At 60.5% G+C, this 24,018-nt stretch carries 25 protein-coding genes; 17 read left to right on the top strand and 8 right to left on the bottom strand.

All coding sequences use genetic code 11. From position 1 onward, the window contains the following. Positions 1 to 4: 4 nt before the first annotated feature. Complete coding sequence (locus P8A24_RS00580) at positions 5 to 1,720, bottom strand: DUF5635 domain-containing protein (RefSeq protein WP_278058667.1); 1,716 nt, start codon at positions 1,718 to 1,720, stop codon at positions 5 to 7. Between the two features lie 256 nt (positions 1,721 to 1,976). Here P8A24_RS00580 and P8A24_RS00575 point away from each other — a divergent pair, with 256 nt between their 5' ends. From P8A24_RS00575 to P8A24_RS00545, 8 genes are all read left to right on the top strand, one after another. Continuing rightward, positions 1,977 to 2,270, top strand: coding sequence for a hypothetical protein (locus P8A24_RS00575; RefSeq protein ID WP_278058665.1), 294 nt, complete (start codon positions 1,977 to 1,979; stop codon positions 2,268 to 2,270). Positions 2,271 to 2,535: 265 nt separating this feature from the next. Further along, entirely contained in the window at positions 2,536 to 2,856 is a 321-nt protein-coding gene (locus P8A24_RS00570) for a heavy metal-binding domain-containing protein (RefSeq protein WP_278058662.1), read from the top strand. Next, positions 2,853 to 3,323: a hypothetical protein gene (locus tag P8A24_RS00565; RefSeq protein ID WP_278058660.1), complete on the top strand. Its 471-nt coding sequence runs from the start codon at positions 2,853 to 2,855 to the stop codon at positions 3,321 to 3,323. Before P8A24_RS00570 ends, P8A24_RS00565 begins: the two co-directional genes overlap by 4 nt. 232 nt (positions 3,324 to 3,555) lie before the next feature. Beyond that, on the top strand, positions 3,556 to 3,726 hold the full coding sequence (locus P8A24_RS08895) for a helix-turn-helix domain-containing protein (protein ID WP_370870582.1): 171 nt from the start codon (positions 3,556 to 3,558) through the stop codon (positions 3,724 to 3,726). A gap of 126 nt (positions 3,727 to 3,852) precedes the next feature. Next, a complete protein-coding gene (locus P8A24_RS00560; RefSeq protein WP_278058658.1) occupies positions 3,853 to 4,956 on the top strand; it encodes an IS30 family transposase in 1,104 nt (367 codons plus the stop codon). 174 nt (positions 4,957 to 5,130) lie between these two features. Then, positions 5,131 to 5,589 carry a hypothetical protein gene (locus tag P8A24_RS00555; RefSeq protein ID WP_278058656.1) on the top strand — a complete coding sequence of 153 codons (459 nt, stop codon included), beginning with the start codon at positions 5,131 to 5,133 and terminating at the stop codon, positions 5,587 to 5,589. Positions 5,590 to 5,774: 185 nt separating this feature from the next. Then, on the top strand, positions 5,775 to 6,632 hold the full coding sequence (locus tag P8A24_RS00550; RefSeq protein ID WP_278058654.1) for a DUF4230 domain-containing protein: 858 nt from the start codon (positions 5,775 to 5,777) through the stop codon (positions 6,630 to 6,632). After that, the gene (locus P8A24_RS00545) at positions 6,632 to 8,455 is read left to right on the top strand and encodes a tetratricopeptide repeat protein (RefSeq protein WP_278058652.1); all 1,824 of its coding nucleotides are present in this window, start codon (positions 6,632 to 6,634) and stop codon (positions 8,453 to 8,455) included. Before P8A24_RS00550 ends, P8A24_RS00545 begins: the two co-directional genes overlap by 1 nt. 225 nt (positions 8,456 to 8,680) lie before the next feature. Here the strand turns inward: P8A24_RS00545 and P8A24_RS00540 are convergent, their stop codons facing one another. Continuing rightward, a complete protein-coding gene (locus P8A24_RS00540) occupies positions 8,681 to 9,088 on the bottom strand; it encodes an SNF2-related protein (protein WP_278058650.1) in 408 nt (135 codons plus the stop codon). Between the two features lie 133 nt (positions 9,089 to 9,221). On the opposite strand from P8A24_RS00540, the gene P8A24_RS00535 reads away from it, so the two are divergent. Continuing rightward, positions 9,222 to 9,593, top strand: coding sequence for a nucleotide pyrophosphohydrolase (locus tag P8A24_RS00535; RefSeq protein WP_278058648.1), 372 nt, complete (start codon positions 9,222 to 9,224; stop codon positions 9,591 to 9,593). A gap of 31 nt (positions 9,594 to 9,624) precedes the next feature. Here P8A24_RS00535 and P8A24_RS00530 read toward each other — a convergent pair whose 3' ends face one another. Both P8A24_RS00530 and P8A24_RS00525 read right to left on the bottom strand, forming a co-directional pair. Then, positions 9,625 to 9,783: a hypothetical protein gene (locus P8A24_RS00530; protein ID WP_278058646.1), complete on the bottom strand. Its 159-nt coding sequence runs from the start codon at positions 9,781 to 9,783 to the stop codon at positions 9,625 to 9,627. 403 nt (positions 9,784 to 10,186) lie between these two features. Beyond that, positions 10,187 to 11,413, bottom strand: a complete 1,227-nt coding sequence (locus P8A24_RS00525) for an AAA family ATPase (protein ID WP_278058644.1) — start codon at positions 11,411 to 11,413, stop codon at positions 10,187 to 10,189. A 196-nt stretch (positions 11,414 to 11,609) separates the two neighbouring features. On the opposite strand from P8A24_RS00525, the gene P8A24_RS00520 reads away from it, so the two are divergent. Beyond that, entirely contained in the window at positions 11,610 to 12,158 is a 549-nt protein-coding gene (locus P8A24_RS00520) for a YagU family protein (protein ID WP_370870590.1), read from the top strand. Positions 12,159 to 12,435: 277 nt separating this feature from the next. On the opposite strand, the gene P8A24_RS00515 is transcribed toward P8A24_RS00520, so the two are convergent. After that, positions 12,436 to 14,163, bottom strand: a complete 1,728-nt coding sequence (locus P8A24_RS00515) for an ATP-binding protein (protein WP_278058640.1) — start codon at positions 14,161 to 14,163, stop codon at positions 12,436 to 12,438. Positions 14,164 to 14,451: 288 nt separating this feature from the next. Between P8A24_RS00515 and P8A24_RS00510 the strand changes: the two genes are divergently transcribed. From P8A24_RS00510 to P8A24_RS00500, 3 genes are all read left to right on the top strand, one after another. Further along, the gene (locus P8A24_RS00510; RefSeq protein WP_278058638.1) at positions 14,452 to 14,634 is read left to right on the top strand and encodes a hypothetical protein; all 183 of its coding nucleotides are present in this window, start codon (positions 14,452 to 14,454) and stop codon (positions 14,632 to 14,634) included. Positions 14,635 to 14,655: 21 nt separating this feature from the next. Further along, the gene (locus tag P8A24_RS00505) at positions 14,656 to 16,248 is read left to right on the top strand and encodes a PAS domain-containing protein (protein WP_278058636.1); all 1,593 of its coding nucleotides are present in this window, start codon (positions 14,656 to 14,658) and stop codon (positions 16,246 to 16,248) included. A gap of 210 nt (positions 16,249 to 16,458) precedes the next feature. Next, positions 16,459 to 16,968 carry a DoxX family protein gene (locus P8A24_RS00500; RefSeq protein ID WP_278060250.1) on the top strand — a complete coding sequence of 170 codons (510 nt, stop codon included), beginning with the start codon at positions 16,459 to 16,461 and terminating at the stop codon, positions 16,966 to 16,968. A 69-nt stretch (positions 16,969 to 17,037) separates the two neighbouring features. On the opposite strand, the gene P8A24_RS00495 is transcribed toward P8A24_RS00500, so the two are convergent. The 3 genes from P8A24_RS00495 to P8A24_RS00485 all read right to left on the bottom strand — a co-directional run bounded on the left by P8A24_RS00495 (position 17,038) and on the right by P8A24_RS00485 (position 19,886). After that, positions 17,038 to 17,742, bottom strand: coding sequence for a hypothetical protein (locus tag P8A24_RS00495; protein WP_278058634.1), 705 nt, complete (start codon positions 17,740 to 17,742; stop codon positions 17,038 to 17,040). Between the two features lie 127 nt (positions 17,743 to 17,869). Continuing rightward, on the bottom strand, positions 17,870 to 19,333 hold the full coding sequence (locus tag P8A24_RS00490; RefSeq protein ID WP_278058632.1) for an FAD-dependent oxidoreductase: 1,464 nt from the start codon (positions 19,331 to 19,333) through the stop codon (positions 17,870 to 17,872). 55 nt (positions 19,334 to 19,388) lie between these two features. Continuing rightward, positions 19,389 to 19,886 (bottom strand): TspO/MBR family protein, encoded by a 498-nt coding sequence (locus P8A24_RS00485; protein ID WP_278058630.1) that lies wholly within the window; start codon positions 19,884 to 19,886, stop codon positions 19,389 to 19,391. Between the two features lie 69 nt (positions 19,887 to 19,955). Here P8A24_RS00485 and P8A24_RS00480 point away from each other — a divergent pair, with 69 nt between their 5' ends. The 4 genes from P8A24_RS00480 to P8A24_RS00465 all read left to right on the top strand — a co-directional run bounded on the left by P8A24_RS00480 (position 19,956) and on the right by P8A24_RS00465 (position 23,923). Next, positions 19,956 to 20,426, top strand: coding sequence for a SprT-like domain-containing protein (locus P8A24_RS00480; protein WP_278058628.1), 471 nt, complete (start codon positions 19,956 to 19,958; stop codon positions 20,424 to 20,426). A gap of 27 nt (positions 20,427 to 20,453) precedes the next feature. Beyond that, entirely contained in the window at positions 20,454 to 21,380 is a 927-nt protein-coding gene (locus P8A24_RS00475; protein WP_278058626.1) for a carbohydrate ABC transporter permease, read from the top strand. A 1-nt stretch (position 21,381) separates the two neighbouring features. Continuing rightward, entirely contained in the window at positions 21,382 to 22,374 is a 993-nt protein-coding gene (locus tag P8A24_RS00470) for a carbohydrate ABC transporter permease (protein ID WP_278058624.1), read from the top strand. 190 nt (positions 22,375 to 22,564) lie between these two features. Next, positions 22,565 to 23,923: an ABC transporter substrate-binding protein gene (locus P8A24_RS00465; RefSeq protein ID WP_278058622.1), complete on the top strand. Its 1,359-nt coding sequence runs from the start codon at positions 22,565 to 22,567 to the stop codon at positions 23,921 to 23,923. Positions 23,924 to 24,018 lie beyond the last annotated feature (95 nt).

Here is a 24,018-nt window from a genome sequence, read left to right as displayed (position 1 = left end):
AACGTCATGCCATTTGCGCCAATTCATACCTACTGGAACGACCGCTTCCTACTGCAACCGCTTCGCCTTCCTGAACCAACTCATCGAGCCCTTTCTTCGCAGTTCCACGAGAAACTCCCGCAAGCAACATCAGATCAGAAGTTGCCATTGGCCCCACCTGTGACAACCAGGCAAGCGCAACTTTCCTTAACATCCTCGTATCTGTGGATAGGTACCAGCCGTAATCAAACACAGTATCGGACACTCGTTTGAGAAAGTTTCTCACAATATCGCTCATCACCCACACATCGCCATGTCTGGAAATAATCGGCTTTCCTCCCGCCAGTGTTTGCCTGCTCGCTTCGATTGCAACACGTGCCGATTCCAGATTGCTTTGGAGAGCTAACGCAACGTCACTCTCCGTAAGAAATGGCTTTTCAAACAGAGAATACAAAATGATCGCAATCCGAAAATCTCGCTGGCGCGGCTCCGGATAGATGCTATTCATCAGCTCAATAATCGGAACTACCGGACGCCCACCCGTCAGATCAGTCTCAACGAATGGACCCGCAACCTCGTCAATATTTGGAGGACGATGACCAAGAGCAATCATCGACTGATACATGCGATCTACTCCCACACCCTGCTTATCAACCAATCCGATCGCCCGAAAGAGATCTGCGAGAGCCGGATAACGAGCAGCTCTATTCGACAAGAGGTTATGTGCAGTAATCGCCCCGGGGAAACCACCAGGGCTACGCACTGAAAGCGCCGAATCGACAGTTACCCAACGAACAACAATCGGTTCGCTTCGATTCCAGTCACGATGAATGACGGCATTTAAAAGAGCCTCACGCACCGCAACTTGCGGAATTTCTTGAAGTTCGCGATGCGCTAGGCCCACCTCGAGAGTCGTATTTCTGTTAATAACCGCGAGGGCGTCTTCAATCTGGCTGATTTGTTCCAATAAAGACGTACCCGGCAGCCCCTCCACTCGGCTAAGGACATGCCCACCCGGCGCGTCAAAAACCGTTAACTCGATCAGTGAACTTGATGCCGAAAATAGGAGCTTTCCCGCTTCCGTGAGAGAACCCGACGAATTTGTCGCCCCAATTTTGAGGAGAAGCTCTTCGTTCGTATCCTCGTTGAACTCTGGATTGATCCGACGCACGTATGCAAGTGCCGATTCGCGCGCCTCATGAAACGGCATGCCCGAATCCGATGCCATCACATCCTCGCCCATCTGATCACGGCGATATTGCCACCATTGAACACGGTCGACCGGCGCACACCTATCGCCAACTCGCCATCGGAGCCGCGCACTCGTATCCTCAACTGGCTCTGGTGCCTGCGGAACATAAATGACTAACACACGGATTCCACAGACTTCCCTTTCCTCAATATCAGGGGCAACGTCGACAGCGTCATAGATCTTCTGACGGAGCCAATCAATTTCAAGTTCCGTACCGATAACAACTCCGGTCCCATCTTCTACACCGAGGATTAAGACTCCACCACCGGGGGTGTTTGCCATACAGGCAACTTCGTCCGCTATTTTCGTTGCCGCCTCGGAGTTTCGCGGTTGCCCCGGTTCGATCTCGCCGCGATGACGTCTCCCTGCTTCCTCTTTGAAATCAATCCTTTGCGTTTCTTTGGTGGCTGTAATCCGCCCACCCTCCGCGGAACTGAGGATGAATTCGATCTGCTTGACATACTTTTCTTTTGTGAAACCAGTGAGCATTTCGGCCTCCAAAAACACGGATTATTAATTTCGGCTATCTCTATTCTAACAAATAAACGGCTTTTCAACTCACAATGTGAGATTACGACCCCGGTAATCTCACACGAATTGCACATTTTTCATAACTTTGACATCAATCCCCTGTCAAACTCGTAACAGCTGACCCAAGTTACGCACGCATAGCACTTCGTCGGTAGGCTGGTGACAGCACTACTCACCAGGAGCATATTGGGCAAAATCATTGACGCGATTCTCGATGCAATCTTTTACTGGGGTTACGTACCTGACAGTTGGAATCGCCTACCCGCCCCCCAAGAAAACCCCGCGCACCGCGCCCGGGAGAGCGCTGCGCGTGGCTCGCCGGCACAACTACCGCTACGTCGACCCACACATCCGCGGCCAGCTCGCCTTCGCGAACTTCCCGGCAACAGCTCTGCCCGACGTCGGTGGCGCAACACACGCTGCTGGCGCAGCACACGCTGCTGGCGCAGCGAACCCAAGCGGCGGGCAGCTAGCCAAAGCCGATCTGGCGCGCGTCCCCAAAATTTGAGCAAGTACCTAGCCGCAGCAAGCCCGTGCGCAACAAGCACGTGCACAACTCAATCAATCGCGCGAGGCGTTGCGCATAGAGCAACGCCTCGCCAAACTGACAGAGCTACGCACGCACCCCGCGGTCGCGGCCTGGCCGACAGGAGCGCAAAGTCCGCCCGTGGGCCAACACGGGCCGGGCGCCGCGCCGGTAGACTTGCCGCAACAGGCCGGGCCGGCACGCACGCCACGCACCGGCGTCGGGAAACGAACCGAAAGGATCACCGATGATCTCCGTTACTACTCCCACTTTTGAAGGCCACACGATCCGCGAGTATCGCGGGATTGTGTTTGGCGAGGTTATTCAGGGCGTGGACGCGATCAAGGATTTCGCGGCCGGGTTGACGAACTTTTTCGGCGGGCGCTCCAACTCGTATGAGGGTGAGCTGCTGCGGGCGCGCGAGGAGGCGCTGGCCGAGATGGAGCAGCGGGCGCAGGCGCTCGGAGCGAACGCGGTGGTCGGCGTGGATATCGACTACGAAACACTCGGCGCGAACGGCTCGATGATTATGGTGACGGCCTCCGGGACCGCGGTGGTGGTTGCATGATCTACGAGGCGCTTATTGAGATTGTCGGCGCGGTCATCGACGCGATGCTGCCGAACTCGTTTCTCAGGCGGCTGCGCGTTGCACAAGCCAGCGACCTTTCACGAGGTGACACCCAGATTCGCGGCGCACTCGCGCGCACGAAACTCCCCAAGGACCTGGGCAAACTCGTGGCATCAGTGTCGGTGAGCGCGCCGACGTCGAAGGACGACAAACGCAAGCGCAAGACCGAGCCGAACTTCGTGGCCCTCAGCCGTGACGGAAAGTGGATTTGTGGGCTGCCGATCGTGCGGGTCGACGCCGGGGTGCTGCCTAACGAGCGGACCGTGGAGCTTCCGGCGCTCGGCGAGCAATTCGGCGGGCGGTTCCTTGTGCTCGTGGATCGGCCACTGACCGGCAAGAAAAGCTGGATGAACATGCCCGGCATTCAGCTCACGAAGGCCGACGCCGAGGCGCTGCCCAAGTTTTAGGCGCGGGGCGTGTTGGCTCGGGGCGTGTTGGCTCGGGGCGTGTTGGCTCGGGTCGCGTTGGCTCGGGGCGTGTTGGCTCGGGGCGTGTTGGCTCGGGTCGTGTTGGCGCGGGTCGCGTTGGTGCGCGATTGCACAGGGGTTGTGTGCACAACTCAATCAATCGGGCTGGGCGTTGCGTATATAGCAGGTAGGTTCTTGGGGTCAATGCACTATCTGATTGGGGTGTGTTGGTATGGCCGGGAAGTGGCTTTGTGTGAAGCCTGTGGTGTTGGAGTGTATTCGGGGTGGGGAGAGCGCGTCGAGTCTTTCTCGCCGGTTGGGAATGTCACGGGAAACGATCCGCAGGTGGTGTCGTGAGGCGGGTCTAGTCCTCGCGACGGGCCCGCATGGGTCTCTTGCCTAGGTTCGTGGGCGTGATCGTCAACGTGCGGTCGAGTTGATTGGCCAGGGATGGACGAATACTGATATTGCGCATGAGCTTGGGTATTGCCGTGAATGGGTCCGTCAATGCAGGGTAGCGTTAGGCGACATGGAAAATGCGTTACGACGAGGCCGCCGTGGCGGGACTCGTCATCTTGCAAGTGTGGACCAGGTTGGTAGCGGCAACGTTGGGCGCGGGCGTCGTATCACGAGTAAAGAACGTGTCGCGATCGCGTTGCTGTTAGACCAAGGATACTCTGGCCGGCAGATCGCGATCCGCCTCAAACGCTCCCCGTCAACGATCACGCGTGAGATTAACCGTTCCCAACGCGTGGATGGGTCCTATGATGCGGGTGTGGCTTCACGCAAAGCATTCGAGCGTAGGGCACGTCCTAAACCATTGAAACTCCAGGCCAACACGCGTCTTCGGGAGGTTGTGGTGGGGTTGCTCAATCAACGGTATTCACCCCAGCAAGTCGCGGTACGGTTACGACACTTGTATCCAGATGATAGGGAGATGCACGTGAGTGTCGAAGCGATTTATCAAGCCTTATATGTTCAAGGGGTAGGTTCACTCGCGCAGGAACTGAAACGTGAAAAAGCGTTGCGTTCGGGACGGAAGAATCGTATTCCTCGGTCGCGTCTTGCAGGGCTTCCGGGGCGTGGGAGGAAAACATGGGTCGAAGGTGCCCAGATCTCGATGCGCCCTCCCCAGGCCAGTGATCGGGCTGTTCCTGGGCATTGGGAAGGCGATCTGGTTGTTGGTGGTGGTAAGGATGGGCATGGGACAGCGTTGATCACGCTCGTTGAGCGGCGTTCACGGTTTGTGTTGATGCACCGGCTCGGAGCGGGACGTGACTCGAAGACTGTGGTCGATGAGTTGGTCACGATGGTGAAGTCTTTACCCGGGAAGTTTGAAACGATCACGTGGGACCAGGGCTCGGAAATGGCTCAAACCCAGTCCTTCACGATCGCGACGGGAGTGAAAGTGTTTTTCGCTGACCCCCACTCTCCCTGGCAGCGGCCCTCGAACGAGCGACTCAACCGTGACATCCGCGAGTACTTCCCCAAAGGAACGAACTTCGCCACCATCACCGATGCCCAAGTCCAAGAAGCCCAAGACGAACTCAACAACCGCGCCCGCGTCGTCCTCAAAGGCGCCACCCCACATGAGACACTAGCCCAACAACTAAATGATGCATTGACCGCCTGAACCCGCCGCAACGCCCACGCGAACTGACAGAGTTACGCACAGGCTAGGTACCACCCGCTCTCGACGCGAGCGGGCGTGGGCGGCACCACCTGGCGATGATTCGCTCGGGCGTGCGCCACTGTGCCACCATTTATTTAGAACGGTTTCCAACTCACCGGAGGAATTTTAATGGCAATGTCGAAGCTGATTGCGGCTGGTGCCGCTACCATGTTGGCGTTCTCGCTGGCCGCGTGTGGTTCGAGCACGGGCGCGGACGGGAAGCCTGCGAAGGATAAGGTCGTGGATGCGATGGTGGCCTCCAAGGATCAGGTGAAAAAGATCGAGGCGGCGATCGGCCAGGGCAAGGCACGTGAACTTGCGCAGTGCGTGATGGATCAGGCGTACGACAAAGTCTCGGCGGAAACGCTCAAAACCCTCACGAAAACCAAAGGCAATGTGCCGAACACACCCGAGGACATGAAGGTGATGATGAAGGCGGCGCAGGATTGCTTTACGAAGTTCGCGCCCGCGAAGAAGGCTGATCCGAGCGCGAAGCCGGCTGAGAAGTCGGGCGCGCCGGCGTCGAAGGAATCGGCGAAGCCGGGCCAGAAGAGCGCCGCTCCGGCTGAATCGAAGCCGGCGGATAAGAAGTAAGGCACGCTTCCAGCGGGGAGTGAAGCTTTCTGCAGATGTAAGATCGGCGATGCCGGGGTGAGATGAACCCCGGCATCGCCGATCCCGTTTCCTAGCCGGCGTCGCACAGGCTAGCGGCTAAAGTAGCCTCCGCACGTCACCGCGCACTCTACAATGAATTCACATATTGGACTTGAGGAGGATTGATGGCATTTCGGGTGGCACGGAAGGTTGCGAGCTGGACAGGTGTGATCGTGTTCGTGCTGGCTATCGGGCTGGTTGTTGGTTCGTTGCTTCCCAAGGGGCTGAATCCGTGGAGCAAGAGCGAGCCGGTGATTACATCGACGACGATCAAGAATTCGTTCGCTGACATCGCCGAGCTTGCCACGGAGGAGTACAACTTCACGGGCGTGGGGAAGTTTTCCGACGACGGCTACAAACTGCTTGGGTTGCGCGTTCCGTTTACCGGAAAATCCTTTCTGGTGACTTTTTCTGGACGCGTGACGGGCGGGCTGAAAAACCTCGAGGCGGTGGATCCGCGGATTGATTCGGCCAAGCGCGTGGTGACGCTTGTTGTTCCGCGCGCGGACGTGTTGGATGCGAAGGTGGATCCGGCGTCGCTGGAGCAGTACGACCAGACGTTCAATCCGATTAACCAGGTGTCGGTGCAGGATATTGCGGATTTCTTGGCTACCGAGACGGAGAAGGCGAAGAAGACGGCGGTTGACGGCGGGCTGCTTGTGCGTGCCGATAAGCGCCTGGCTGAGTTGCTGACCGCGCAGACTCAGGCTGTGCTTTCCGGGGTTTCCACCCCTGAGGCGCCGTGGACGGTTGAGGTGAAGCATCCGGAGGACGTTGCCGAGAAGGCGCAGAGCATGCCGTCGCAGGCTCCGGCGAGCGGCGCACCGTCCGACCAGGGCAGCGGGTCTGCTTCCACAAGCGTATCCACCACCCACGACGCCGGTTCAGCCCCGACGTCGGACGGTCCGGCGACTCACGACGGCGCCTCCCAGCCGGCGTCGCCCGAGGCGACAACGCAAGAACCAAACGAAGCCACAAACTAGTGACCTCTAACGAACCTCGCCTCGATTCCGCACCGCAAGCCACCCCGTCGTCGTCGGAAGAGACACGCCTCACGACACCAGTGCCTCCGGAAGCGTACCGTGCCCTGCTTCGTCTTGAGCTCGGGCCGGATGCATTCCTTGAGCAGTTCGACCACCCATGCCGCACGATGACCACGCCTTTCCACGCTCCGACACTTGAAGAGGCCCGCGCGGCGATCATGCACGTCAAGGAGCTCGTTGCGCAAAATGAGTTCACGACGCTTCGCGCATGGAGCAGACTCGTTGCTTTCGGTGGTTCGCCGATTCGCCCGGGCACTTCCGACGATTCCCGCGCCTCAGGGAGCTACATCCTCACCCGTTATCAACAGCCACTTTCGCAACTGTCGCCGGAAGGCATCGTATACGACGTATGGACCGAGCTCACACGCACGCTACGAATCAACAACGCTTCCAAGCCTCTGAACGAAAAATTAGATGCACTCCTGGAGGAAATCGAAGAATGTATTGAGGATCGCCACAAACCTCTTCTGGCTCGTCGTTTTTCGAAGCGAGCGAAGGAGTCGTTCGTGGATCGTTTCGGCAATGCGCGCATTGCCGAGGAAGTTGGCGACCCACATCCCACCGCAGTGTACGTGCTTTTTGTGCGGGAGCTCGCCGCCGAAGGTAGTCCGCGCGCGCTCGAAGAATTGGCCTTCGCAACATATCGGACCGGGAGCGCCGGCGTTTCCCAAGACTGGACAACTGCACGCGACGCGTTTGAGCATCTCATGAAGATAGCTCCGGAGCCAGAGTATGCGAATGCGCTGGGGAACATTTACTACGATGGTCGGACGAATGGCGGCGTTCCCGAACACGAAAAGGCATTGCATTACTTCATGTACGCAGCTGCTGCTGAGATTTCCGAGGCCCGATACAAGTGGGTCGACATGCTGCTTCGCGGGCATGGAACGGCGAAGAATCCACAGTTAGCAAAGCGGATCATCACTGATTTGTATGACTTACTGCTCAGTAATATACGAAAGCACGATTTTCGGTCTGATTTTGCTGATGTGGCATTGAGAATGGGCGACTTGGCACTTGATCCGGTGTTTCCGTGGCCATCTGCGGAGCGCGCATACCGGTACTATCTTCAGGCGCGTTTCGCTGTGACGAAACGGCTCGAATTCGGTGCTCGGGATGGCGATGTTGAGCTATTGGAGCAGCTTGAGCACAAGATTAGGGAGGTTTTCCCGACGACGTCGTTCGCGAAACTTTCGACGGCGGACGGCCTGCTGGCGCGGGAGCAGTTCACTACCGGCGCCCAGCTTGCGACTCATTGGGAGCTCCTCCAATCCGCAATGAAGGATGCTCTAAAGGTAGGCGACGAAGGTACCGCAGTCCTTTATCGCCCTCGTGGAGGCACCGATGGCCCCACCTATCTTGTTGTGAAGGCCCTCTATGGCTGGGAGTTCTTCGTGACGCTTCCTGATCGCGGGGTTGCCGACCTCCGCCGTGAACTCATGATTGAGATTAGCGATTACGAGGAGCTGAAACCGATGCGAAAATATGACGAGCAGCGCGCAAAATACATTCGTTCCACCGAATGCACGTTCGACTGGGTATCGGTGACAGGCCGCCCTCCGAAGGGCACACGGAAAAAGCAAAAGGAAAAGGTGTGGGACGAGCTCATGGCTGAGGGCGGTTCGACAGCCGGGTGGCATGACCGGCTTGTGTTTCGTGAACTCGGCCGCCGGGTGGCGAAAATTGCCGGCCACTTCAATCTCACTGATCTGACGGAGCAGGACCTCCTCGAAATGGGCGTAAAAGAGAGCGCGAGCGAGTAGCAACGGTGGGCGTAGCTGAGGTTGCGCCCACCGTTGGGAGCCTGTCAAGAGCACTACCTTGGTGGCATGCGCGAAAATCTTCGCGATCGCGTTAGGGGTTTTCGCTCGTCCATTCCAATAGTTCCTGAGCCGATGGGCTTCATCCGCGACAATCAGATCCCAGTGTCGCTCAAGAAAACGCTGATTCTTCTTTACGAACTCATAGGACACGATCAGAACAGGAGGTTAAGCGGATTGCCTCTGGCTTAAAAGATCATCGCGAGACTTCGCGTCAAGGAGATCTGCTGGGAGCATGAACTTCTCCCATAGCTCCTGCTTCCACTGCTGTCGGAGCGAGGCTGGTGCAATAATCAAAATCTGACGCTTGCGCTCAGCCCAGTACTGGCTGATGACAATTCCAGCTTCGATCGTCTTACCCAGGCCAACTTCGTCGGCGAGAATAATGCCCTTCATATATGGGGTTTGAAGAGCAAAAAGCGCTGCGTCGATCTGATGAGGCTTCGGCTCAACCTGCGCATCGAAAAGAAGTCCAGCTAGCTTGCCCACATGATCATTCGCATACGAGCGCTCAAGCTGATTTGCAAAATACTTCGCCTGGTAATCGTTCGTGATCGCGACGGCTTCGTTGCCCACCAAAATCCTCCTGTGCGTGAAAGGTACTGGGCCGATTCTATACAACGAGGGCCGGGCAAAACATTTTCGACCACGCCAAAATGCAGCATCGCCCTACGTACAAGTTGCAGAACTTCGAACGAAAGGCATACCCATGAGCGATCACCAGCCCACCACGAACCGTGACTCTTTGGTCGCGCTCACGTCCGCCGTCGACGGTTTTCGGGACGAACGCGACTGGCACCAGTTCAACAACGCTAAAGACATGGCGCTCTCGATCTCGCTCGAGGCCGCGGAGCTACTCGAAGTCTTCCAGTGGAAAACGGCCGAGGCAGCCGTGGCAGAGCATCACGCCGAGCTTCTTGAGGAACTCGCCGACGTGCTCATCTACTCCCTCGAGCTTGCGTCAGACCTCTGCGTACACCCCGGCGACATCATCCTCGCCAAACTCGCGAAAAACGCCGAGAAGTATCCCGTGGACGCGGCGCGCGGAAACGCGAAAAAGTACACGGAGCTCGGGGAATAGGAACGCAAGTGCCGGGAGTCAAGGAAGGAGATCACCAGGATTCGACCGGTTCGGGGACTGGGTCATCGGGCTCACTGACGCCTGTCCACAGACCTAGTTGGGTAACGTCGTACCCCGCCTCGGCTTCATCCACCCAGGCCTCGACCTGCTCGTCGCTGATTTCTTTGCCTTGGATAATTCGCTTCGCCATGGCCCTATTTTCGTTTCGTCACACGAAATGATCAATACTGTGGCCACGCCTTCGGCGATGGACATTCTCTGGCAGATGCGCAAATTTTGATTGTGCCATGCGCACTCAATTACACTCGAGACAACAGTTCAGCCCGCCTCGACCCCCTCACGGACCGAGAGTGGGCTGGATCTCTGTTCGCCGAAGAACGCACAACGGAACTTCAACACACAATGCTAGCCGGGCACCGGCGTCGGGCGAATGGCAGTACCATCGCCCCGGCAGAAGTATGGCGCAAACCCACACCGAGCAGGCAGTCTTCTCAAACTATTAGGGATTTATTTGCGTTTTATCTGTTGCAGATAAAACGCAAATAAATCCCTAATTTCAGAACTGCTCGGCGGAGCTGTACGAAAACAGCCCTTTAATCTGCTCGCTTCTCCTTCTTTCTGGTGCGCTTTTCCGGCACCAAAACATGGGGCATCTCGCGAATCATGAACCGATCAAAATGTGGCACCGTGAATTCGGCATAACCATGCGCCGGCGTGTACAGCAACCCCATGTTGATCAACTCAGAGCGGGTCGGGCCAAGGCTACGGGAACTACGTTGCAGCACCTCCGCAACAGCATTCGCCTTCTGCGGACCCGGGCCAAGCTCAGCCATCGCACGCAAATACGCGGCCTGCAGCGGGGTCGCCCGATCCAACCGCACACGGAAAAACGACTCGTCCAAACCGAACTCAAAAAGCTCGATCGACTGCTCAACATCCTCGCGCCGAATCGGGGATTTCTCAGCGCCACCCCACACCGCCGAGCCAAGCTCCTGAATAAAATACGGGTAACCTTCAGTCACTTCGATTGCTCGCGACAACGCATCTTCATTCCACCCGACTCCTTCACTCAGCGCCGGATCCGCGAACGCTTTGCGCGCATCCGCCTCCCCAAGTGAGCCAATCTTCGGAAAAGTAAAAAGGCGTTCAGAATACGACTTCGCATCGCCAGCCAACTCAGCAATCTGAGGCAAACCCGCACCAACAAGCGTAATCGGGAGTGCGCGCTGCACCGTTTTGTGGATCGCCATAATCAGCGACTCGAGCTGCGTTTGCTCAAGAAACTGAATCTCATCAATCAGCAAAACCACGCCACGCTTATGTGCACGCGCCGCCTCACCAACACTCACAAAAAGCTCAGTCAGATCGTGACTGAGAATCTGAGAATCAGCCAGACCATGGAAATCAGAAACATCAAGACCTGCACTGATAGTGCCGTCCGGATCAAAAGTCAGCGAGAACGAACTCAGCACCCGCCCAGCTTTTTCAAGCCACTCATCCCACTTCGCACGCGGAGAAATGCGCAACAAAGCCGTGCGTAACCCTAAAGAAATCTGGCGACGGAAAAGGCTATCATCATGCTTCGATGCCTCTAGCTCAATCGTCACCCAATTCGCATGCTCAGCCCGCTCACGAAACTCGTTGAGCAAGGCCGTCTTCCCCACCCCACGAAGGCCGGTGACAATCATCGACCTAGCCGGACGGCCCTTCATGCTTCTCGCCAAAAGGATCTCAAATTCATCCATCTCAGCCTCACGACCAGCGAGGACTGGCGGCTTAGCGCCAGCATTAGGCGTGTACGGATCATCAATGCGCTTCATGCGACAAGTTTATCAGGTTTTTTGATTTATTTGAGGTTTTTCTGTTTTAGATAAAATGTGAATAAATGGAAAAACCTTGGAAAATGGATAACTCAAAGCTTCAGCGTAGGGCGCATGCCGCGCACCGGCGTCTCGTTCGTCACTTCGGGACTTCTGCCCCGGCGTCGGGAACCCACGCCGTTTAATAATGGTTCTCATGTTTTCAAAAACTGATATCACACGACGCAACTACAAGGTAGCCGCGATTGTCGGCCTGATCGGCGGAATCGTCTCCGCGATCGTCAAATTCGGCTGGGAAGTACCCCTCCCGCCACGCACCCCCGAACGCAACGCAACCAACCCGCCGCAAGCGTTCCTCGAACTCCTCGGCTTCTCCGACCAAACCACCCACGCCTCCTATACCTTCAACGGCAACGACGGCCTGCCGTGGGTCTCGTTCCTCATCCACTTCGGCTTCGCGATCTTCTTCGCAGTGCTCTACTGCCTGATCGCGGAAGTCTACCCCGGCGTGAAACTCTGGCAAGGCGTCGCGTTCGGCATCATCGTGTGGATCGTGTTCCACGTGGTGCTTATGCCGGCGATGGGCGTTGTGCCCGCGCCGTGGAACCAGCCGTGGCAGGAGCACTTCTCCGAAATCCCCGGCCACGCGATCTGGCTGTGGGTCATCGAAATCATCCGCCGCGACCTGCGCAACCGCATCACCGGCGAGCCCGACCCGGAAGTCGCGCTCGGCGCCGCGCGGTAGCGTGGCGGAGCGGCGCGTTCCGGTAGCGTGACGGTGCGATCGATACCGCAGCCCCGCGCCCGGTAGCGTCCCGCGCCACGCAGTTCAGACTGTGTCCGTTCATTTCGGGGGATCTGCGCGCCCTCGTGCCATATATGGCAGGAAGGCTCAAAAACGCCCACGAAATGAACGCCACCACATCGTGAGCCCTTCACTGAACATCAGTGAGGGGCTCACTGTATAGAGTGAGGGCATCACTTTATAGAGTGAGCCGCCGATTTTCTACAGTGAGTACCACCTACTCGGCCAACAGATACGCACGCTTTCGGCTCTGCGCCGGAGCCGTCGCATGCACCAAGCCGCGTTCCACCAGCTCACGCAACACAGGACGCAACGCATTCGGAGACTTTCCCGTTCGCTCCGCAATCTCACGGATCGCAAGCGGTACACTCACATCCAACACCTTCAGCACATCAGTCTGCGATGACGTCAACCCAGCAACAGCGTCGGCAGATGAAGCCATGACATACGGACCATCACCGGCACCACTGAGCACACCAGACTTCGAAAGATTCGCGAGCGCCACCCTTGCCTCGTCTGAATCCACACCTATCTGGGCACGCAACTGGCTCACACTCACCTCCCCACTCCGACGAACAATCGCCAACGCAATCCGCTCGCGAGTCGAAAATGTTGACGCACCTGCCACACCATCAAGCCAGCCACTCACCTGCGGATCAAGCAACCCAAAACGGTAAAGCTTCACCACAACCTTCGTCAGAGTCGACGCAGAATAATCGGGAGCAGGCAGACCCTGTTCACGCATCTCGCTAAACATGCGCTGCACACCAGAGCCTTGATTCTCCGCAACTCGTGATTCGCCGTCGGGCATCGGAACCAGATTCAACAAACGCGCCAACGCCTCGTTGCGCGATTCAGAAACACCATCATCCACGTTATCCTTCGTGCGATGCCCCCAAAAGCCACCCGGGCTCGTCACCTCTACACGATCGCTGTACACATCCACCGCCACCTGCTGGCCGCGAACATACGGAGAATAATCCCGGTGGAGCACCGCGTTCGTAATCGCCTCACGAATCGTCGCCGGCGGGATCTCTGGAACATCACGGCCGCGCCCATCAACCACCTCACGATGCGTGCGCAGATTACGCAACACAGCGTTAATTGCATCCTGTACCGCCTGAGGAATCGGGCCATCGCAATTCTGACGATCCACGAAACGCACTCGCGGGTCCGTCGATTTCTCTACACCAGGATGAACGGCCACGTCGATCGTGAGCTGGGGAAACTCTTGCTGAGGATAGTCACCAAGCGTAAGCAAACCCGCGAGAGTCACTTCCCCAGCTGGCGCTTTTGGCATCACATTCAAGCGACGAAGCGCACCCTCGACGTCAGTTTCTTCCAAACCACGGAGCGCGCGAGAACCCGAACGACGGACGGAAGCAAGGAAACGCTCCACCTGATCACGAGAAAGATCAAATACCGAAGAACCACTCACCGGCTCACGATCGAAACCCGGCGCCTCTCCGCGAGTGCGAATCTGAAAAATCTCGTACTCGTTGAGGTGCTCATCGCCGTTATCCACGCGCTTGTAGGAGCCCGTGGTCATCCCCTGAGACTTGACGTAGCACGGACCTGGCGCATCAATTCGACCCATCAACTTCGCAACCGTCAAAGTGACCAGGTAGCCATCCTCAAAAGGATGATCCTCCAGCACAAATTCAGGAATCGGCGCGACCTTCGGGTCTGCTTTTTCGGAGGTACTCAACCCAGCACGCAGCGCACCTTTGATTTTCTCCGGATTGAACCCCTCAGTTAAGGCAAAACCGCGTGACTCATCGAGCCCGAGGATCACTGTGCCGCCGTCGGTGTTCGCAAAAGCAGAAATCGACTCCCACACATCGCGATTCAGTTTTCGGCCAGCCGCCTTCGCCTCGACAGTCGCAGAATCCTTGCCACGCCTGCGAAGGTCAGCAACCATGCGAGTGAGCTCATCAGTGTTCATGCACTCAGTGTACTACAGTGAGGAGCTCACTTTATAGAGTGAGGGCGTCACTATCTACAGTGATGGGCTCACTTTCTACAGTGAGGACGTCACTTTATCGAGTGAGCAGCCGATTTTCTACAGTGAGCCGGGGCGAAGTTGCGTAGTGGTGCAGGAATCGGAGGCGCACCCCCACCCTGGGACTTTCGGCGCGCGGCATCGCCGCAGGTCAGCGCGGCCTCTAGGACCAAAGCTCCGGCCGCGCGTGCCCCAAAATTGGTAGAATTCCAAAGTAAAAACCGCTCAGGCATGCGCAGCGCAAACTGCTCAGGCACGAACGGAAAAGTCAGCCGGAAACTCGCCGGCGGATGGTCGGAGCAAGCGCCGGCAGGCGCGAGCGCACGCCGCCCACTCACGTCGTGTACGGGCGCACCGGCGTCGGGCGCACGCCGCGCACCGGCGTCGGGCGCGCCGCAACCGCCGGCAACGTAACGGGATATTTAAGGAGGCCACGTGGCAGTCGAACCAACAGGCGAAATCCAGGAATTCGCGCCCGAGGAGCTGTTCTTCTCAGCAACCGACACGAAAGGCGTGATCCAGCTCGCGAACGACGTCTTCCGCCGCCTCTCGCGCTACCCCGCCGAGGCGCTCGAGGGTGCGCCGCACAACATTATCCGCCACCCAGACATGCCGGGCGCAATCTTCCGCATGATGTGGGATTCCATCGAGGCCGGCCGCCCGTTCGCCGGCTACGTCCTCAACCTCGCGGCCGACGGCTCCGAGTACGACGTCTTCGCCACCATTACCCCTCTGCCCGACGGCTCCGGCTACCTCTCCGTGCGCTCCAAGCCCGAGCGCGACGACCTCTACGCCACCGTGATCGAGCTGTATTCGAAGGTCCGCGCCGCGGAGCGCGAGTGGATCGCGGCCGGCACGAACCGGCGCGAGGCCGCCGAGCGCGGGGTCGGGCTGGTTGAGGAGCTGGTCCGCGAGCTCGGCTACGGCTCGTACGCGGAGTTGCAGAACGAGCTGCTGCCGGCAGAGGTGGCGGCGCGCGAAGCCGCAACCGAGACTTTCCCGGCCCGCGAAGGCACCTCCCAGCTCCACGAGATGCTGGGCCAGATTCGCGAGGAGTACGCCGTGCTCGACGCCTGGATGGCGCAGCAGGACGATCTGGCGCGCATGTCGACGCGGCTCGGCGAGGTCGTGGGCGAAGTGACGGCGGACTTGGCGCAGGTGCGGCGTGTGGCCGGCACGTTCACGGCCGCGGCTGGCACTGCGGACGCGGCTGATACTGGCGAAGCTGGCCCGACGGCGGTGAGCGAGTCCGTACCGGAAGGCTTGGCTGGCAGGCCGGCTGGCCTGGGTTCGGATGCGACTGGCGGTTCGGAGGCGACTGGGGCCCCGGCGTCGGCGGCGGCTGATTCGGCGGCTGCAGCCACCGACACGCTCCTCGTATGGAACCAGATGCAGGGCGTGACGGGCCGCTACCTCACCGGGCTGATCGAGCGCTTCGAGCAACTCGATGCGCAGATCGCACAGGCGCGTTTCCACATCGCGATGGCGCGTATGCACTCGAATACCGCAGGATTCTTCGTGTCCGAGCTGATCGACACCGGGTACGACGCCAAGATCGGGATCCCCGGCGAGGCCGCCGGTTTCGCGACTCGCACGTTCGCTGAGGCCGCCGGTGAGGTGGCCGAGAGCGCGGACGAGAAGGCCGTGCGCGAACGGCTCGAATCGCTCGAGATGCTTTCGCAGGTCCTCACTGAGGATGTTGAGGTATTGCGCCGTGATTCCGAGCAGTACCACGAGCTCGCTGATTCCGTGGCCGCCTACCTGGAAGAAGTGCGCGCCGCCGTTTCAGTGCCGCGTCAGCTCCTGCAGCTGTGGCAGCTCTCGGCGCGCCGGGCGGGCATGGGCGCCGAGGGACGCGATCTCGCGGATGTTGTGGAATCGGCTGTCGAGCATGCGGGCGCATCGCTGGCACGATTCGAGACTTTCAGCCACGATCTCACTCGCCGCTCGCGCGGAGTGAACTTCGAAGCCCTCGCGCAGATCGTTCTCCAGATTCACGCCAAGGTCCTGATGATGGAAGCTGCGTAACCGCCACGCCCGTGCGCAACTCTGTCAGTTTGGCTGGGCGTTGCTATGTACGCAACGCCCAGCCCGATTGATTGAGTTGTGCACACAACCGAATGATTGAGTTGTGCACACAACCAATTGATTGAGTTGTGCACGCAACCGAATGATTGAGTTCCTAACAGGAAAACCTTTCAGACTTCACGATTGTTGAATCTTGAAGTATAGTTGTGGGTGAACACACCGGCGTCGGCGGAGACGATGCCAGCTGACCACAACAAAACCGCAGGTCAGGCGCCAGGCAAGAAGCCAGCGCGGCCGCAAAGAGAGGACAACATGAAGGTTTCGTCGATCGTTAACTTCGCGGGCCGCGTCGCGCTCGCGCTCCCGTTCATCATTCTCGGATCGGAAGCCGCGCGCGAGCCCGGCGCCCGCGTCAACGCTGTCAAGAAAGCGCCGATCAAGTTCGCACAGGACCACGCCGACGAACTCGTTCGTTTCAATGGCGCCGCGATGGTGGCCGGCGGACTCGGCGTCGCATCGGGCGTACTCCCGCACGCCGCAGCCCTCGGACTCGTCGCCGCAACCGCGCCAACGACGGTCGCCGGCCACGACTACTGGAACGTCGAAGATCCGGCACAGCGCGGCAACCAGCGCATTCACTTCCTCAAAAACATCGCCATGATCGGCGGCGCGCTCATCCTCGCCTCGCAGTACACGCGCAAGGCGAAGTCGGAGAAGTAGGCGCGAAGCGCGCAAACAAGCGCACTCGACACAAAAGCGGTGGAGTTTCTGGGGAAACTCCACCGCTTTTTACAGCGCCGCGCGGGCGATCGCCGCGGTAATGAACAGGCAGGCCACCAGGCCAACCCCGAAACTCCCCCAGAACTGCAGGTTCGCACCCTTCGTGGCGCGATCGAGAATCGTCCTGCGCATCGGCGCAACCGGAGCATTATTTGAGAGCTTCCTCGGATGCTTGCGCAACTGCTCCATCAGCGCGGCTTGCTCGGGAGTCACCTCATCAATATCCGACAGCGCACCCTGCCCTGCAAAATCCTGCTTCAAGGCCAACAGTGTGCCCACCTCGGGCTCGACCACACGGCCCTTGCCGGTCTGACGCAACAAGATGATCGAACGGAACGCGGCCCCGCCGTCGGCGGGAACGGCCACCACTGGAACAAGCAGCCCACGATTCCCGCCGCTCGTCACGTAACGCAACTCGCGCGATTCGGACGTGGCGAGCGTGCGGGCGACCACGGGGATGTTGTCGCGAGCGCGATCATCCTTCCATAGCAACCACACCAGGCCCATCACCGCAAGCAACGCCACCACAGGAATCATCGCGAGCAACATCTCCGTGAGCGTGAGCTCGGCCGAAAACAGGATGAAGCCGAAGAGCGTGCCCGCAACCGCGCCGACCAGCAGCATCGTCACCACGCGGCGCGCGATTTCCACCGGGCGATTCGCGTCGATCCCGCCCTCCGACATTTTCCGAACCAGCGCAGTATGCGACGCCATCTTTCCCCTTTCAACCGCGCGAACATTGACTTTCCTCGATTTTACGCAGGTCACGGCGCAGATTGCCCGGCGTCCGCGCCAGCTCAGAGCGCATGATGGCCGTTACTTGAAAATGTCAGGGCTGGGCTTAGCCGCGGCGCTCCAGATCCTCCACGATCGCGCGCACCGCCACGCGGCTCCAGTGCCGTGCGCCGATCGTCGACTGGCTCGGCCCGTGCCCCACCAGATGAATCCGCAGGTCACCGAGCACATGCGTGCCCTCCATCGCCACGCCACCATGAACCGTGCGCAGCTTCAGCGGCGCAAGATGGCGCAGCTCCGAGCGGAAGCCCGTGGCCCAAATAATCGCATCGAAGCGCTCAAACTTTCCAGCAGGTGTAGTGGAGGAATTATTCGCCGTCTCGGCGACGGCGTCGCTCGCCGCCGTAGCACCAGCCGTGGCACCGGCGTCGCCAGCCGCGCCCGCGTCGCCACCTGCACCACCGCCAGCGCCGCCGCGCGCCGGCTCCCACCAGGCGCCGTCCACATCCAACCGCGTGAACATCGGCTTACGCTTCAAGAGCCCAGCCGCCTCCATGTCGCGAACCCAGCCAACACGCGGAATACCCGTGGCCGCCACCACCGACTCCGGAAGATACCCGGCCGCGACCCGCGCGCCCACACGCTCCTCGATCGCGTGTCCCTCCGCCGCGGTCAGACTGCGCCCAACGCGCGTGTCATCCTCCACAAACCGCGGCTCATGGCGGGTCACCCACCGCACCTTCTTCGCTACCGTCGCCACCTCCGCAATGTGCTCGAGCGCCGAAATTCCGCCGCCTACAACGAGCACACGCAGCCGCCAAAAGTCTTCTTTGTCGCGATAATTCGCGGTGTGGTATTGCTTGCCGGCGAACAGCTCCACACCCGGATAGTACGGAATAAACGGGCGCGTCCAGGTGCCGGTCGCGTTGATGACGTACCGCGCAAGCCACGTGCCCGCGGTAGTTTCGACCCGCAAGCGTCCACGCACCGACGACGCCGGGGCGGCGTTCCACTCCCGCGGCGGCTGGCCGTCAGCGGCTGTCGCAACAGCGGCGGCGTGAGCGGCTCGGTTCTGGGCGAGTTGGGCATCCGCAACCGAACCCGCCGTGCGAGCGCCCGGACGCGCCACCGGCCGCCCCGACTCCTCCTCCACCCGCAACACGCGCACAGGCCGGAAAATCGGCAGGTCGTACTTATCCTCAAACTCGGCAAAATAGGCCGGAACGTAGATATTTGCCCTGGTCGTTGGCTCATATTCGGGGGCGTGGAGGCCCGGCAAATCCGCAATGTGGTTGATCGTGGCCATCGTGAGCGAATCCCAGCGATGGCTCCACGCGCCGCCCGGGGTCGGGTTTGCGTCGAGCACAACGAAACTCGGATCCGCGTACTGGCCCGAGCGCGAGCCGAGCCTGTGCGCCCCTCGCGCACCGGCGTCGGCGGAGGCGTACCCCACGAAGCCGCGGCGCTGCAGTTCGCGCGCGGCCGCGATGCCGGCCTGGCCGCCGCCGATGACGACGACGTCGACGAGGCGGGGCGGGTCGGGAATCACGGACGCGGGTGTTTGGGCCATGTACTAAAGGTAGCGCACCGCCGCGCCAAAATTCCGCGCCCGCCGCGCCCGCCGTTTACGAATTTCGGCGCGCGATATCAGAGTTCAGCACCGCAGCGAACGTGGTCCACGCAGCATACGGCAACAATCCCACGCCCGCTCCGCGACGCACCTTCCAGGCCCGGCGCATCAAATCCGCCGACGACACCGCCAAGGCCACCGCGCCCACCGCCGACACTTCGTTCTTCTGAACCTTCCAAAAAAGCGCAGGCCAGGCCGCATTAAGAACCAGATTGACGCCCAAAGCGCGGCGGAACGAGCGGCGCTCGGCTTCGGCTTCAGCCTCGCCATGCGCGACCCTCTCGTCAAGAGTGTTCAGCGTGGCCGCCGACGACGTCGCAATCAACGCATACAGCCCAGTCCAGGCCACGGGAAACAGTTCCTCCGGCGGCTGCCACGATGGCAAATCCTGACGGCGGTACCAGCGAGTATCTGGATCAGTGGTAGCGGCTCCGACGGCGGCAGCCGCACCCGTCACAAGCGTGGTGAGAAGTAGCTTCTTTGCAAAACCCATAATGGTGTCCTTCCTTTGACCTGATCCTACAGGAGTGGAAGCACAATGCATGCAGGCTAGGATAGCCGCGTGGATATTTCGGATGCGTTGGAGCTGGCGCGCGAGCTGATGGACGAGCACGGGGTTGGCGACTGGGAATTCGCCTTTGACCGGGCAAAACGCCGTGCGGGCGCCACGAATTTCACGGCCCGGAAAATCACCTTATCGAAGGCGCTGGTGCAGCTGTACGCGCCCGAGCAGGTGCGCGCCGTGATGCTGCACGAGATCGCGCACGCGCTGGTCGGGCCGCGGCATGGTCACGACGCGGAGTGGAAGCGGATGTGCGTGGCTATCGGCGGGGACGGGCGGGCGCGGCTCCCGATGGATTCGCCCGAGCCGGAAGCGCCGTGGGTCGGGCGGTGCCCGGCTGGACACACCGCCCAGCGTTACCGCCGCCCAACGCGGCAACTTTCGTGCCGACGGTGTTCGCGCAGCTTCTCGCCCGAGCATCTTTTCGTGTGGGTCAACCGGGAAACCGGCGAGCGCACCGCTCCGGCATGAAACAATGGCCTGCGGAAGGAGGAACGCATGCCGCACACCAGTAACAACCGGGCAAACCGCCACACCGAGCGAACCGGGCACACCCGCCACACCCGTGAGCGCCTCGCGGCCGCCGCGATGCTCGCGCCGAGCGCGATCGGCGTCGTCGCGTTCATGCTGGCCCCGCTCCTTGCCGTCGCCGCGCTTTCTTTCACGAACTGGAACCTCCTCACCCCGCCCACGTGGGCGGGCCTGGCGAACTACGCCTCCCTCGCGAGCGCCGGCTTCGGCCGCTCGCTCCTCGTCACGCTCGCGTTCTCCGCGATCGCGATCCCGTTGGCGATCGCGGCAGGGCTCGGAATCGCACTGTTGCTCAAGCGCGGCCTGCCCGGCTCGCGGCTACTCCAACTTTTCTACGTCCTGCCATGGATCGCGGCGCCGCTCGCGCTGGGCGTGGTGTGGCAATGGGTGCTCGCGCCATCCGGCCTGCTCAACCAGGCGACCGGCGCCTCCTACCCCTGGCTCGCGAGCGAATGGACCGCCCTGCCGGTGATCGCGTTCGTGTACGTGTGGCAAAACGTCGGCTATATTTCGCTGTTTTTCCTGGCCGCGCTGCGGGCCGTGCCGCGCTCGGTCCTCGAGGCCGCAGCCCTCGACGGCGCCGGCCCGATCCGCACCTTCTTCTCCATCACCCTGCCGCTGATCCGCCCCACGATGTTCTTCGTGTCGGTGACCTCCCTGATCGCGAGCCTGCAAGTGTTCGACCTCGTCTACGGCCTGACCGGCGGCCACCCGGGCTACCCCGGCGGCACCACCGACGTGGTCACCGCACGCATCTACTCCGAGGCGTTCGTGGGGCTCAATATTGGGCGCGCCAGCGCTATGGCCGTAGTGCTGACGCTGCTGATCGTGCTGGTCACGGCGGCGCAGCAGCGGTATTTCCGCAGCCGGCTCACGTACGAACTGGAGGTGTGAAGTGGCTGATTTTTCTTCAACGTTAGGGCGCGGGCGCGAGGTGGCGCCGGAGGGTTCGGCTGGCACGCCGAGCGGTTTGGGTTCCGGAGTTGCGAACCGAGGACTGCGTGCGTCCGCGGCGGGCTCGGTTCGTGGCGTGGGCGGGCGCGGGCGGGCGCGCGTTCGCGGTGCCCACGGGCAATTCTGGTCCGCATTACTCACCTACCTTGTGCTGATCGCCGGCGCGGCGCTCACGCTCGCACCGCTCATATTTTCCCTGTTGACGTCACTGAAAACCGAACGCGAACTGGCGCTCTCTGGGCCAGCCGCGCTACCGGCGTCGGCGGACTTGTCTAACTATGCCACGCTGTTCACCGACCACCAGTTCATCGTGCCGATCGCGGTGACCGCGCAGGTCGTGGCGGTGGTGACGCTCGGGCAGATGGTCGCCTCGGTGCTGGCCGCGTACGCGTTTGCGTGGCTGCGCTTCCCCGGGCGCGAGGCGCTGTTTTGGCTGTATATCGCCACAATGATGATTCCGGCGGTGGTCACGATGATCCCGCTGTTTTCGGGACTCTCGGCGCTGGGCTGGCGAAACACGTTCGCGGGACTGGTGGCGCCGCTCGTCCTCGGCTCGCCGTACGCGATCTTCCTGCTCCGAGAAAACTTCCGGCGCGTGCCCGCCGAAGTGCTCGACGCCGCGAAACTCGACGGTGCCGGCCCGCTGCGCACGCTGTGGTCCATCGTTTTGCAGATGAATCGGCCAATTCTCGCCACTTTGTTCCTGATTACTGTGGTGAGCCAGTGGAACAATTTCATGTGGCCGTCGGTGATCGCGCCGGCGCGCGAATGGAACGTGATGACCGTGGCCACGATGGGGTTGCAGCAGCAGTACTCGTCGAACTGGACGCTGGTGATGGCCGCCACCACCCTTTCGATCCTGCCGCTGATCGCGCTGTTTTTGCTGTTCAACAAGCAGATCGTGCGGTCGATCGGGATCTCCGCAGTGCGGTAGCGGCGTGCCGCCAGCACCGCCCCCTCCTGCACTGGCCCGCAGACACCCGGCCCCGCAACCCCAGCCACGCCCCCGACGCCGGGCGAGCCACAGCACTGACCCCGACGATGCGGCGCATCCGACATTTCGCACCAACACCCCAGCTGGTAGAATTTTTAACGAAATTGTCACCCCCAGAACCGGGAGAAACATGCGTCGCAGCCTCAAAACCTTGATCACTCTTGCCGCCACTGCAACCGGCCTGGCGGCCTGCTCGCCGGGCACCCCGGCGTCGTCGGGAAACGCTGCCGGCGCCAGCGGCTCCCAGCAAACCGTCACCTTCCGCCTGTGGGATGAGGGTGCGAAGCCTGCGTACGAGGCGTCGTTCGCGCAGTTCACAAAGGAAAACCCGTCGATCAACGTCAAGGTTGAGGTTGTGCCGTGGGACAAGTACTGGACCCAGCTCCCGCTCGATATTTCCGCAGGTCAGATGGCGGATATTTACTGGGTGAACTCCTCGAATTTCGCGCAGTACGCCGACGCCGGCAACCTCATGGACATCTCCACCACCCTCGGCACGGACCACGACGAGTGGCAAAAGTCGATCGTCGATCTCTACACGCGCGGCGGCAAACTGTGGGGCGTGCCGCAGATTTGGGATTCGATCGCGCTGTTCTACAACAAGGATTTGCTGGCGAAGGCGGGCGTGGATCCGGCGAACCTCACGTGGGTTCCCGACGCCGGTGCGTCCGGTAGCGCCTCAGGCTCGGCTAGCGCCGACACCCTCTTGCCCGCACTGAAGAAGCTCACCATGGACGAGGCTGGCAAGCACGCGGGCGAGGCCGGTTTCGATCCGGAGACAATCGCCACGTACGGCATGAATGCGCAGGCGGATCTTCAGGCGATTTACCGCGATTTCCTGGCGCAGAATGGGGCAGATTTCCAAGACGAGAAGGATCAGTTCGCGTTCGCCTCGCCGGAAGGGATCGCCGCGTTCCAGTACATTATCGACCTGATCAATAAGCATCATGTGGCGCCGCCGGCGTCGGAGACGAACACGAATGGCGATTTTTCACGCGATCAGTTCGTCAAGGGCAACATGGCGCTGTTCCAGTCGGGGCCGTATAACCTCAAGACGATCGCGGACACGGCGTCGATCGAGTGGGGGCTCGCGCCGATGATCGCGGGGCCGAAGGGCCGCGTGTCGGTGGTACACGGCGTGGTGGCCGTGGGCAACGAGCAGACGAAACACCGCGAAGCTACCACCGAGGTTCTCAAGTGGCTCGGCTCAGCGAAGGGCCAGATGCCGCTGGCGGAGCAGGGCATCGCGTTCCCGGGCGCCACGCAGGCTCAGCAGGCTTTCGTTGATTTTTGGGCGAAGAAAGGCGTTGACGTTTCGGTGTTCATCGAGGCGGCGAACGGCGCGACCGCACCGGCCCCGCGCGGTCCGAAGGTGAACGCCGGCCAGGTGGCGTTCACACCCACCCTGCTGGATACGTTCCTTGGCAACCGCCCTGTTGCCGACGGCGTCAAGGCCGCCCAAGAGGCCGGCAACGCCGCAATGAAGTAAGGCTTCTTCGCCGACGCCGGTGTGCAAGGTGGGCTACCAGCCCAAGGCGCGCACCGGCGTCGGCTTTTGGTCTTTAAGCTGGCTTTTGCGCACAC

It is taken from the genome of Arcanobacterium wilhelmae, from assembly GCF_029632765.1.
Taxonomy (GTDB): Bacteria; Actinomycetota; Actinomycetes; order Actinomycetales; family Actinomycetaceae; genus Arcanobacterium; species Arcanobacterium wilhelmae.
Note: the sequence above shows the minus strand (reverse complement) of the source record. Positions and strands in the feature narration are given on the sequence as shown.